This window comes from Streptomyces sp. NPDC007189, from assembly GCF_040703635.1.
In the GTDB taxonomy this organism is placed as follows: domain Bacteria; phylum Actinomycetota; class Actinomycetes; order Streptomycetales; family Streptomycetaceae; genus Streptomyces.
In genome coordinates, this window is sequence record NZ_JBEYEY010000014.1 from 270,377 (window position 1) to 281,879 (window position 11,503).

The 11,503-nt window shown below is 73.6% G+C and carries 9 protein-coding genes; 4 read left to right on the top strand and 5 right to left on the bottom strand.

What is annotated here, in order from left to right:
• Positions 1-29: 29 nt before the first annotated feature.
• Positions 30-1,454 (top strand): MFS transporter, encoded by a 1,425-nt coding sequence (locus AB0950_RS27540; RefSeq protein ID WP_360148596.1) that lies wholly within the window; start codon positions 30-32, stop codon positions 1,452-1,454.
• 26 nt (positions 1,455-1,480) lie between these two features.
• Here AB0950_RS27540 and AB0950_RS27545 read toward each other — a convergent pair whose 3' ends face one another.
• Positions 1,481-2,584 (bottom strand): XdhC family protein, encoded by a 1,104-nt coding sequence (locus tag AB0950_RS27545; RefSeq protein WP_360149765.1) that lies wholly within the window; start codon positions 2,582-2,584, stop codon positions 1,481-1,483.
• A gap of 298 nt (positions 2,585-2,882) precedes the next feature.
• Between AB0950_RS27545 and AB0950_RS27550 the strand changes: the two genes are divergently transcribed.
• On the top strand, positions 2,883-4,961 hold the full coding sequence (locus tag AB0950_RS27550; RefSeq protein WP_366779624.1) for a translation factor GTPase family protein: 2,079 nt from the start codon (positions 2,883-2,885) through the stop codon (positions 4,959-4,961).
• Between the two features lie 31 nt (positions 4,962-4,992).
• On the opposite strand, the gene AB0950_RS27555 is transcribed toward AB0950_RS27550, so the two are convergent.
• Positions 4,993-6,255: a YncE family protein gene (locus AB0950_RS27555; RefSeq protein ID WP_366779625.1), complete on the bottom strand. Its 1,263-nt coding sequence runs from the start codon at positions 6,253-6,255 to the stop codon at positions 4,993-4,995.
• 149 nt (positions 6,256-6,404) lie between these two features.
• On the opposite strand from AB0950_RS27555, the gene AB0950_RS27560 reads away from it, so the two are divergent.
• Together AB0950_RS27560 and AB0950_RS27565 are read left to right on the top strand one after the other, a co-directional pair.
• A complete protein-coding gene (locus tag AB0950_RS27560; RefSeq protein ID WP_360148587.1) occupies positions 6,405-7,067 on the top strand; it encodes a TetR/AcrR family transcriptional regulator in 663 nt (220 codons plus the stop codon).
• 888 nt (positions 7,068-7,955) lie between these two features.
• Positions 7,956-8,981, top strand: coding sequence for an alcohol dehydrogenase (locus AB0950_RS27565; protein WP_360148584.1), 1,026 nt, complete (start codon positions 7,956-7,958; stop codon positions 8,979-8,981).
• A gap of 15 nt (positions 8,982-8,996) precedes the next feature.
• Here the strand turns inward: AB0950_RS27565 and AB0950_RS27570 are convergent, their stop codons facing one another.
• From AB0950_RS27570 to AB0950_RS27580, 3 genes are all read right to left on the bottom strand, one after another.
• Positions 8,997-10,226 (bottom strand): glycosyltransferase, encoded by a 1,230-nt coding sequence (locus tag AB0950_RS27570; RefSeq protein ID WP_366779632.1) that lies wholly within the window; start codon positions 10,224-10,226, stop codon positions 8,997-8,999.
• A 75-nt stretch (positions 10,227-10,301) separates the two neighbouring features.
• Positions 10,302-10,640, bottom strand: a complete 339-nt coding sequence (locus AB0950_RS27575) for a hypothetical protein (protein ID WP_360148581.1) — start codon at positions 10,638-10,640, stop codon at positions 10,302-10,304.
• Positions 10,637-11,503, bottom strand: an 867-nt coding sequence (locus tag AB0950_RS27580) for a cbb3-type cytochrome c oxidase subunit I (RefSeq protein WP_366779626.1), incomplete at its 5' end; no start/stop codon positions are given. The genes AB0950_RS27575 and AB0950_RS27580, both read right to left, overlap by 4 nt.

The window sequence follows — 11,503 nt, forward strand, 5'->3', positions numbered from 1 at the left end:
AGCGGTCCGCCGGGTGGTACCCGGCCCCCATGCCCGAGGCAGCCGTCACCCTGCTCAAGCGCGCGGTGCGCCCGGCCCGGCGCGCCGGATCCCCGCGCACCGTCCTCCTCGTCATGTGCGCCGGATACTTCCTGGTGCTCCTCGACGTCACGATCGTCAACGTCGCCCTGCCCCGGATCGGCTCGGGGCTCGGCGCGGACGTCGGCGGACTGCAGTGGGTCGTCGACGGCTACGCGCTGGCGCTGGCCTCCCTCATGCTCACCAGCGGCACCGCCGGCGACCTGTACGGCCACAGGCGGGTCGTGCTCACCGGCTTCGTGGTGTTCGGCGCCGGGTCCCTGGCCTGCGGGCTCGCCCCGGGCGTGCCCGTGCTCGTCGCCGCCCGGGTGGTGCAGGGCGTCGGCGCGGCGCTGCTGCTGCCCGGCACGCTCGCCCTCATCGGCCGGGCCTTCCCCGACGAGGCCGAACGGGCCCGCGCGATCGGCGTGTGGGCGGGCGTCGGCAGCCTCGCCCTGCCCGCCGGCCCCCTGCTCGGCGGGGTGCTCACCCAGGGGCTCGGCTGGCGCGCCGTCTTCCTGGTCAACGTGCCGATCGTGGTGCTCGCGCTGATCTGGTCGGCGGCGGTCGTCCAGGAGAGCCGCGAGGAACAGGCCCGGCGCCTCGACCTGCCCGGGATGCTGCTCGGCGCCCTGGCACTCCTCGCCGTCACCTTCGCCTTCATCGAGGGCGGCCGACTGGGCGCCGCCGCGCCTCGGGTCCTCGCGGCCGCCGCGACCGCCGTGGCCGCCCTGGCCGTACTGGGCGCGGTCGAACTGCGGCGCGGCGACGACGCGATGCTGCCGCTCACCCTGCTCCGCCGGCCGGCCTTCGGCGCCGCCAACACGGCCGCCGGGATCATGAACCTGTGCACCCTGGGCACGCTGTTCGTGCTGACCCTGTTCCTGCAGTCGGTGCAGCACCGTTCGGTGCTCCTGGCCGGGGTCATGCTGGTCCCGCTGTTCGCGCCGCTCGCCGTCCTCGCGCCGTTCGGCGGCCGGATCACCGGCAGGATCGGCTCCCGGCTGCCGGCCGGCGCCGGGTTCCTGATCGCCGCGGCCGGCCTCGCGCTGCTCCTGCGGGCCACGCCGGGCGCGGGGTATCCGGTGCTGCTCGTGGCGTTCCTGCTGTGGAGCGTCGGGCTCGGGCTGGTCACGCCGGCGGTGGTGGCGGCGGCCATCGCGGCGGTGCCGGGCGAGCGGTCGGGTCTCGCCTCCGCGGTCAACAACACCGCCCGCCAGACCGGGGGCGCGATCGGCATCGCGGTGGCCGGGGCGGTCGCCGGGGCGCCCGCGGACCAGGGGCGGTTCGTCTCCGGGTTCCACGCGGTGGCTCTCGCCTCCGCCGGCCTGTACACGGTCGCCGCGCTGATCGCCGTGGTGTTGCTGCCGGGGGCCTTGGTACGGGTGCGGCGGTGAGGTTCGAGCACCTGCCCTGCGGCTCGTCAGGCGGCGGGCGGGTGGATCGCTCCGGCGGTGCTGGTCAGCGGCGCCCCGCTGCCGCCCCAGCGCAGGGCGACGATCTCGGCGGCGACGGACACCGCGACCTCCTCGGGCGTACGGGCCCCGAGGTCGAGGCCGAGCGGAGAGCGCAGCCGGGACAGCTCCGCCCGGCCGAGGCCGGCCTCCGTGAGCCGGGCGAGCCGCTCCTCGTGGGTCTTCCGGCTGCCCATGGCCCCGATGTAGGCGGCCGGGCGGCGCAGCGCCTCCTGAAGGAGCGGTACGTCGAACTTCGGGTCGTGGGTGAGGACGCAGACCACCGTGCGGTCGTCGGTCTGCGTGCCGGCGAGATAGCGGTGCGGCCAGTCGGCCACGACCTCGACGGCCGCCGGGAAGCGCTTGGGCGTGGCGAAGACGGGGCGGGCGTCGCACACGGTGACCCGGTAGCCGAGGAAGTCGCCGATCCGCGCCACCGCCGCCGCGTAGTCGATGGCGCCGAACACCAGCATGCGCGGCGGCGGCGCGAACGACTGGAGGAACACGGTGACGGCGTCCTCGCGGCGCTCGCCGTGCGGCCCGTAGTGCCGTTGCACCGAGGCGCCGAGCGCGAGTTCGCCGCGTGCGTCGGCGGTGACGGCGGCGTCGAGACCGCTCGTGCCGAGCGTGCCGGCCGCCCGGTCTGGCCAGACGGCGAGGGCCGCCCCCTGCGGCGCCGGTCCGTCCACCACCGTGGCCACGGTCACCGGCTCGCCGGCGGCGACCGACGCGGCGACCGCGCCGAGCGCCGGGTCCGACTCGGCGGTCACCGGCCGCACCAGCAGGGTGATCTCGCCGCCGCAGGTCAGCCCCACGGCGAAGGCGTCCTCGTCGCTGTAGCCGAAGGTCTCCAGCCGCGGCGCGCCGCTCGCCACGACCTCCTGGGCGAGCTCGAACACCGCGCCCTCCACACAGCCCCCGGACACGCTCCCCACGACCTCGTCGTCCGGGCCCACCGCCATCGCGGCACCCGGTCCGCGCGGCGCGCTGCGGCTCACCGCGACGACCGTGGCCAGCCCGAACGGAATCCCGGCCGCGTGCCAGCGCGCCAGCGCCGGCAGGATCTCCCGCACCATCCGCTCCTCTCACCGGGACCATCGGAACACCGGGCCCACCGGGTGCCCACCGGCCGGGGCGCCCGCACCACCGCCGCCCGCTGCTCCCCGGGCAGCCGGCGATCGCCGAGTTCCCCGGCCGTTGCTGCGACAGGCGTTTGTTGAGCGTTAATCCATTGCCGCTGGGTCCCGGTGTCTGCTGCACTGCGGGCTGTCCGTCGTCACACACATCACACAGAGAGAGGTCCGCCGATGCGCGCTGCGTGCATGTCCGCCCAGGAAGGAATCCGCCCCGTGCCGAAGGACATCACGCTCAGTGCATCTGCTCAATCTCGGAATTCTCGCGCATGTCGACGCCGGTAAGACCAGCCTGACCGAACGGCTGCTGCACTCCGCCGGGGTGATCGACGAGATCGGCAGCGTCGACGCCGGCAGCACCGCCACCGACACCCTCGCGCTGGAGCGGCGGCGCGGCATCACCATCAAGTCCGCCGTCGTCTCGTTCCCGCTCGACGGCGTCACCGTCAACCTCATCGACACCCCCGGCCACCCGGACTTCATCGCCGAGGTCGAGCGGGTGCTCGGCGTCCTCGACGGCGCCGTCCTGGTCGTCTCGGCCGTCGAGGGCGTCCAGGCGCAGACCCGGGTGCTGATGCGGACGCTGCGCCGGCTGAGGATCCCCACGCTGATCTTCGTGAACAAGATCGACCGGCGTGGCGCGGACGGCTCCGCCGTGCTGGAGCAGATGGCCCGCAGGCTGTCCGTACCGCTCGTGCCGATGGGCGAGCCCGCCGCACCCGGCACGCCCGCGGCCCGTTTCGTCCCCGGCCTCGCCCCCACCGCGCCGGACGTGCTCGCCGACCACGACGACGACCTGCTCGCCGCCTACCTCGACGGCTCGCTGGCCGACGCCCGTGTGCACACCGCCCTCGCCGCCCAGAGCCGCCGCGCGCTGGTCCACCCGGTGTACTTCGGCTCCGCCATCACGGGAGCCGGTGTGCCCGAGCTGATCACCGGCATCGAACACCTCCTGCCCACCGCCGGCGGCGACCCGGCCGGCCCCCTGTCGGCCACGGTCTTCAAGGTCGAGCGCGGCCCGGCCGGCGAGAAGGTGGCCTACGCCCGCATCTTCTCCGGCGCCCTGCGCGTGCGTGACCGGGTGCCGTTCGGCAGCGGGGGAGCGGAGGATGCCCGGGCCGATGACGGAGTACGGAACGCCGGGGGCCTGGACGGGCCGCCGTACCGTCCCGGCGGCGGTCGGGCCGTCGGCCGGGCCGTGCGGCGCCGCGCCGAGGGCCGTGTCACCGGGCTCAGCGTGTTCGAGGCCGGTACCGATGTGCGGCGGGACCAGGCCGGTGCCGGGCGCATCGTCAAGGTGTGGGGGCTCGACGGCATCCGGATCGGCGACGCCCTCGGCCGCCCGGGCACGGCGTACCGGCACCACTTCGCGCCGCCCACCCTGGAGACGGTCGTCGTGCCCGGCCCCGGCACCGGCCGGCGCTCGCTGCACCTCGCGCTCACCCAGCTCGCCGAGCAGGACCCGCTCATCGGCGTCCGGCACGACGAGCAGCGCGGGGAGACCTCCGTGTCCCTGTACGGCGAGGTGCAGAAGGAGGTCGTCCAGGCGACCCTCGCCGAGGAGTACGGCCTGGACGTCACCTTCCGCGAGACCACGACCCTGTGCATCGAACGGCCGGCCGGCACCGGGCACGCCGTGGAGTTCAACAAGAAGGACGGCAACCCGTTCCTCGCCACGGTCGGCCTGCGCGTCGAGCCCGCACCGCCCGGCGCGGGCGTGGAGTTCCGGCTGGAGGTGGAGCTGGGCTCGATGCCGTACGCCTTCTTCAAGGCCGTCGAGGACACCGTCCGCGAGACGCTCGGCCAGGGACTGCACGGCTGGCGGATCCCCGACTGCACGGTCACCATGACCCACTCCGGCTACTCGCCCCGGCAGAGCCACGCCCACCAGGGCTTCGACAAGAGCATGTCGAGCACCGGCTACGACTTCCGGGGCCTGACCCCGCTGGTCCTGACCGAGGCGCTGCGCCGCGCGGGCACCCTGGTGCACGAGCCCATGCACCGCTTCCGGCTCGAGGCCCCGGTGGACACGCTGGGCGCGCTGCTCCCGGTGCTCGCCCGGCTGGGCGCCGTACCGGAGACCACCGACGCGCTCGGCGCGACCGGTGTCCTCCGGGGAACGGTGCCGGCCGCCCGGGTGCACGAGCTGGAGCAGCGGCTGCCCGGCCTCACCCGGGGCGAGGGGGCGCTGGAGACGGCCTTCGACCACTACGCACCGGTCACCCGCGGCACGGTCCCGCGGCGCCCGCGCACCGACCACAACCCGCTGAACAGGAAGGAGTACCTGCTCAACGTGAGCCGCAGGGTGGGGGATTGAGGCGTGCCGCCGACTGTTCCGGCGCCGGCGCTCAACTCCCCTTCGGGCCCGTCCAGTCGGCCTGGACGTGACCCAGCCGGACGCGCTGCGGATGGTCGCCGACCGGCACCGACAGCACCTTCCGGCCGGTGGCGAAGTCGATGGCCGTGACCTGGTCGGCGCCGGCCTCGGAGATGACGCAGTCCTTGCCGTCGCCGCTGACGGTCGCCCAGTACGGCGTGGCGGCGGTGATGAGCGGGCCGACGTCGAAGGAGGCCCGGTCGACCACGGTCGCGTAGTCGTCCATCGTCCCGGCGACGCACAGCTTGGTGCCCTCGGGATTCATCGAGATGCCGTGGTGGCGCGAGTCCAGCAGCCAGGTGGTGCGGTCGGGGTCGGTCGCCGGGTTCTCCGGCAGCGTCTTGACGCGGGTGATCCTGTCGGAGGCCACGTCGTACTCCAGGAAGCCGTTGAAGAACGACACCTGGAAGTAGAGTTTGGACCAGTCGGGCGTGAACGCGGCCGGCCGCACGGCGTCGGAGAAGTCCTTCAGCCCGGCCGCGTCCAGCCGCTGCCGCATGTCGATGGTCCTGACCCGCTTGAACGTGCTCGCGTCGACGATCGTGATGTGCCGGTCGCCCTTGGTCCAGTCCCAGGCCGGGTCGTCCAGGGAGGTCGTCACCTCGCCGATGGACATGTTCCAGATGTACTGGCCGCCGTCGGTGAAGAAGTTCTCGTGCGGCTTGTCCCCGGTGTCGAACTCGCCCACCTCCTTGCCGGTGTTGATATCCAGCACCTGCACCTTGTTCGCGGTGGAGGCGGAGACGGCGACCCGGGTGCCGTCGGGCGAGACGGCCATGTGGTCGGCGCGGTAACCGGCCACGGGGAAGCGCCAGTTGACTTTGTCGGTGGCCAGGTCGATGGAGACGACGTCGGCGAAACTCGGCCGGGAGACCACCACGGACCTGCCGTCGGGCGTGGAGTACATGTCGTCCGCGTACTGGTCGTGTCCCTCGCCGACCTCGTTGCGGATCGACGTGTAGTAGATCCACTTGATCGGGTCGGCGTTGATCTCCGCCAGCCGCTGGTCCTTGTCCGGTACGACGTCGATCCGGCCGATCTTCGCGAAGTCGCCGGATGAGGCGATGACATCGGCGGTGCCGTCCCAGTTGTTGCCGACGAACAGCACCTCGCGCAGGCTGCCGGAGGCGCCGCTCGCGGCGGGCGCGGCGGTGGCGGCGGTCGCCGGGCCGGCGACGGTCAGGGCGAGGGCCGCGGCCACGGAGCACAGGTGCCTGGTTCTGGAGGCAGGCATGACTGCTCTCTTTCCTCGAGGACGTGAGGGAATCTGAACACGGGTGCTTTCACAGTGAACTTACTGAAAAGTAAGGAGCGAACCCCCTTCGCGACAAGATGTGTGCACGACAAGATTGGGCGGACGGGGGGCCGGACGGAGGGGACAAGGTGACGGGCAGGCTGAAGGCACCGACGGGCCGCTACGGCGGCAGATCCGCCGAGGAACGGCAGGCCGACCGGCGCCGCCGTTTCCTGGCCGCGGCCCTGGAGCTGTTCGGCGGCGCCCCCGGCTACCGGAACACGACCGTGGCCGCGCTGAGCCAGGCCGCCGGCCTGTCCACCCGCCAGTTCTACGAGGAGTTCCGCACCCTGGAGGACGTCCTCGCCGCCCTGCACCTGCAGGTCAACGGCTGGGCGGAACAGGCGGTCCTGGACGCCCTGGCCACGGCACACGGGCTGCCGCTGGCCGAGCGCGCCGCCGTGCTCTTCCGGGCCTATGCCCGCAACGTCACCTCCGACCCGCGCCGCATCCGCATCAGCTTCATGGAGATCGTCGGCGTCAGCCCGCGCCTGGAGGAACAGCGCCTGGCCCGCCGGGCCCGCTGGATCGACCTCATCCGCGCCGAGGCGGACGCGGCCGTCGCGCGCGGGGAGGCGGCGCCCCGTGACTACCGCCTCGCCGCGACGGCCTTCATCGGCAGCGTCAACGGCCTGCTGCACGACTGGAGCGCCGGCTGGGTCGACGCCACGCTCGACGACGTGGTGGACGAGCTGGTGGGTCTCCTGCTCGGCATGCTCCGCCCGGAGAGCTGGCGGCCGCCTGCCGCATGACGTTGTCGCATGACACGGCCCGCTGGGGCGTGCCGCTGCCCTGTGTCGCGTGGCGCTGCCCTCTGGGGCGTGACACGGGCCCCCGCCGCGTGGCGCTGCCTCCTCCTGCGTGGCGCTGCCCTCTGTCGGGTGACACGGGCCCCGCCGCATGCCGCTGCCCTCTGTTGCGTGGCGCTGCCCTCTGTTGCGTGGCGCTGCCCTCTGTCGGGTGACACGGGCCCTCGCCGCATGACGCTGCCCTCTGTTGCGTGGCGCTGCCCTCTGTTGCGTGGCGCTGCCCTTTGGGGCGTGACACGGCCCCCTGGGGCATGGCGCTGCCTCCTCCGCGTGGCGCTGCCCTCTGGCGCGTGCCCCGGCCCCGCCGCGTGGCGCTGCGCTCTGTCGCGTGCCCCGGCCCCGGCGCATGGCGCTGCCCCGTCCGCGTGGCGCTGCCCTCTGTCGCCTGACACGGGCCCCCGCCGCATGACGCTGCCCTCCCGCACGACGCTGCCCCCTCCCGCGTAGCGCTGCCCTCCCGCATGACACGACCCCTCCCGCCTGACATGGGCCCCTCGCGTAGGACGGCGACGGCCCTGGATGACGGGCCTCGGTGATGGACAGCGCGGGCCTCGGTGATGGACGGCATGGGCCTCGACGCCGGACGGCACGGGCCTCGGCCTTGGATGGCACGGGCCTCGGCGCGCTCGCCGACCTGGGTCGGCCCGGGGTTGGCCCGGGTCGGCAGGGGGCGGCACGTGCCGCCCGTGGCGGCCTGGGGCGGCGAGGCTCGGCGCGGGGCGGTGGGGCTCGGCGCGCGGGATCGGTCCGGAGCTGGTCTGCTGGTGCGGGGGGCGTCCTGCCCGTGCTCCCGAGCGGCGGACGACCACGCGAGACACAGGAGAGCGTGTGATGAGTAGCTATCGCGTCGCGCAGGTGACGACCGCGGGCGGCCCGTTCGAACTGGTCGAGCGCGAGGTGCCGCAGCCCGGGCCCCGCCAGGTGCGGATCGCCGTCGAGGCCTGCGGCGTCTGCCACAGCGACACCTTCTTCGTGAACGCCGGGCTGCCGGGCGTGACCTTCCCCGTGGTCGCCGGGCACGAGATCGCGGGCCGCGTCGAGGCGCTCGGCGAGGGAGCGCAGGACTGGGGGTACCAGGTCGGCGACCGGGTCGCGGTCGGCTGGTTCGGCGGCAGCTGCGGCCACTGCACCTCCTGCCGCAAGGGCGACTTCGTCGTGTGCCCCAACCTCAAGGTCCCTGGCTGGACCTACGACGGGGGTTTCGCGGAGAAGGTCGTCGCGCCCGTCGACGCCCTCGCCCGGATCCCCGACGCGCTCTCGGCGGCCGACGCCGGGCCGATGGCCTGCGCCGGCGTGACCACGTACAACGGGCTGCGGCGCAGCTCCGCCCGCCCGGGAGACCTGGTCGCGGTGCTCGGCATCGGGGGCCTCGGCCACCTCGGCGTGCAGTACGCGGCGGCGATGGGCTTCGAGACCGTGGCGATCGCCCGGGGCCCGGAGAAGGCCGACTTCGCCAAGCAGCTGGGCGCCCACCACTACGTCGACAGCACCTCCGGCACCCCGGTCGGCGAGGCCCTGCAGTCCCTCGGCGGCGCCGGCGTGGTGCTGGCCACCGCGGGGAACTCCCAGGCCATCGCGGCCACCGTGGACGGCCTGGCGCCGCGCGGCGAACTCGTGGCGATCGGCGCGGACCCCGAGCCGCTGGGCATCAGCCCGGTCCAGCTGCTGATGAGCGGCCGGATCGTGCGCGGCCACCCGTCCGGCACCTCGCAGGACGTGCAGGACACCATGGAGTTCAGCGCCCTGCACAACATCCACCCGATGACCGAGACCGTCCCGCTGAACGACGCGCAGGCGGCCTACCAGAAGATGCTCTCCGGCGCCGCCCGCTTCCGCATGGTGCTCACCACCGGCTGACGCCCGACCGGCGCCTCACCCGCCGAGCCGGTCCAGCGCTGCCAGCACGGGGGCGGCGCCGTCCTCGCCGCGGATGCGCGCGCCCAGCGACCGCGCCCGCTCCTGGTACGCCGGCTCACGCGTGGCCCGCACCAGCGCCGAGGCCAGCGCGTCCACGGTAAGGCGGCGCAACGGTACGGCGTCCGGGGCGACCCCGAGCGCGACCAGCCGGGCGGACCAGAACCCCGCGTCGAACTGCACCGGCACCGGCACGGCCGGCACCCCCGCGCGCAGCCCCGCCGCGGTCGTCCCCGCGCCCGCGTGATGGACCACCGCGGCCATCCGCGGGAACAGCAGCGCGTGCGGTACGTCGCCGACGGTCAGCATGTCGTCCCCAGTGGCCGCGAGCCCGGCCCAGCCGCGCTGGATCACCCCGCGCAGCCCGGCCCGCCGCAGCGCCGCCACCACCTGCGCGCCCAGCCGGGCCGCATCCGGCACGGTGGCGCTGCCCAGCCCGACGAAGACCGGCGCCGGACCGGCGTCCAGGAACTCCTCCAGGCGGTCGGGGAGCCGGCTCCCGGTGTCGTACGGCCACCAGTAGCCGTCGGCCGTCAGACCGGTCCGCCAGTCCGCCGGCCGGGGCACCACCGAGGGACTGAACCCGTGGTGCACCGGCCAGCCCTGCCGCTCCCGGGCCCGCCGTGCGGCACCGGTGCGCAGCGGGGGCAGTCCGAGGCGGGCGCGCACACCGGGCACGGTGGCAGCGAAGACGTGCTCCACGGCGAGGGCGACACCGTGTCCGGCGAGCCGGTTGGCCGCCCCGCCCCAGCTGTCGCCGCCGAGCACCGGCGGCGCGAACTCCCTTGTCGCCGCGAGCGGTTGCAGATAGACGCCCATACTCGGCACCCGCAGTCCCTCCGCGATCGAGTGGCCGAGCGGGGCGAGCGAGGCGGACAGCAGCAGCACCTCGGCGTCCCGGGCCGCGGCGAGCAGATCCTCGGTCATCCGCCCGACCAGCCGCCGCGCCAGGTTCACCACCCGCAGCAGCTTCCCGACGCCGCCGGCACTGCGGTGCAGGCCCCGTCCGCGCGGTGACTCCAGCTCCGCCCGCGGATCCACCGGCAGCGCGTGGAACCGTACGCCGGAGCCCGCCACCAGCGGCTCGAAGCGGGCGTGGGTGACCAGCGTGACCTCGTGACCGGCCTCGGCGAGCCGGTGTCCCAGTCCCGTGTAGGGGGCCGCGTCGCCCCGGGACCCTGCCGACATGATCGCAACGCGCACGACGGTCAGTATGGCCGCACTGCGCCACGGGGCACCCTCAACGACGCCGCTGTGGCGGCCCTACGCGGCGGCCGACACCACCAGCAGACCCGCCGCCGCGAGCACCGCACATCCCAGCAGGACCCAGGCCGGCAGGCGCTGCCGCAGCGCCCGGTAACGCGCCTCGTACGCCTGCCGCAGTTCCTCGGCGCGGTCGGCGGTGCGCTGCCACGACCGGCGGCACAGCCTCAGGTACTCCGCCTCGAACTCCCGCTCAAGCGCCTCCCGTTGGCCATCGGTGAGCCAGCCGAGCCGGGACGCGGTGCGGGCCGCCGCCGCACGGCCCTCCTCCCGAGCGGCAGCGAGCAGCAGATGGCCCTCGATCTCCCCCACGAGAGCCCGCTCTTCCCGTGCCGTCACCGCGTACTCAACTCCCGTCCGGCTACCGGCACTTCCGGGTGGTGCAGGTCGAACGCCGGAGATTCACTGCGGATCCGCGGCAGCGTGTGGAAGTTGTGCCGGGGCGGTGGGCAGGAGGTCGCCCACTCCAGGGAGCGGCCGTAGCCCCAGGGATCGTCGGTCGCGACCTTCTCGCCGTACCTGGCGGTCTTCCAGACGTTGTAGAGGAACGGCAGGATCGACAGGCCGAGCAGGAACGAGAAGATCGTCGAGACCGAGTTGAGCGTGGTGAGCCCCTCGACCGAGAGGTAGTCAGGAATCCGGCGCTGCATCCCGTTCGCGCCCAGCCAGTGCTGGACAAGGAAGGTGCCGTGGAAACCGATGAACAGCGTCCAGAAGGTGATCTTGCCGAGGTGCTCGTCCAGCATCTTGCCGGTGAACTTCGGCCACCAGAAGTGGAATCCCGCGAACATCGCGAACACCACCGTGCCGAAGAGGACGTAGTGGAAGTGGGCCACCACGAAGTACGAGTCCGAGGTGGCGAAGTCGAGCGGCGGCGAGGCGAGCAGGACACCGGTCAGGCCGCCGAAGACGAACGTGACGAGGAATCCCAGCACCCACAGCATCGGCGTCTCGAAGGACAGCGAGCCCTTCCACATGGTGCCGATCCAGTTGAAGAACTTCACCCCGGTCGGCACGGCGATCAGGAAGGTCATGAAGGAGAAGAACGGCAGCAGTACGCCACCGGTGACGTACATGTGGTGCGCCCACACCGTCACCGACAGACCGGCGATGGAGATGGTCGCGGCGATCAGGCCCATGTAGCCGAACATCGGCTTGCGGGAGAACACCGGGATCACTTCGGAGATGATGCCGAAGAACGG

What these genes read in the sequence shown, in the direction of transcription:
- AB0950_RS27540 (WP_360148596.1), top strand. Translation starts at nt 30, where the DNA reads ATGCCCGAGGCAGCCGTCACCCTGCTCAAGCGCGCGGTGCGCCCGGCC.
- AB0950_RS27555 (WP_366779625.1), bottom strand. Translation starts at nt 6,255, where the DNA reads ATGCCTGCCTCCAGAACCAGGCACCTGTGCTCCGTGGCCGCGGCCCTC.
- AB0950_RS27565 (WP_360148584.1), top strand. Translation starts at nt 7,956, where the DNA reads ATGAGTAGCTATCGCGTCGCGCAGGTGACGACCGCGGGCGGCCCGTTC.
- AB0950_RS27570 (WP_366779632.1), bottom strand. Translation starts at nt 10,226, where the DNA reads ATGTCGGCAGGGTCCCGGGGCGACGCGGCCCCCTACACGGGACTGGGA.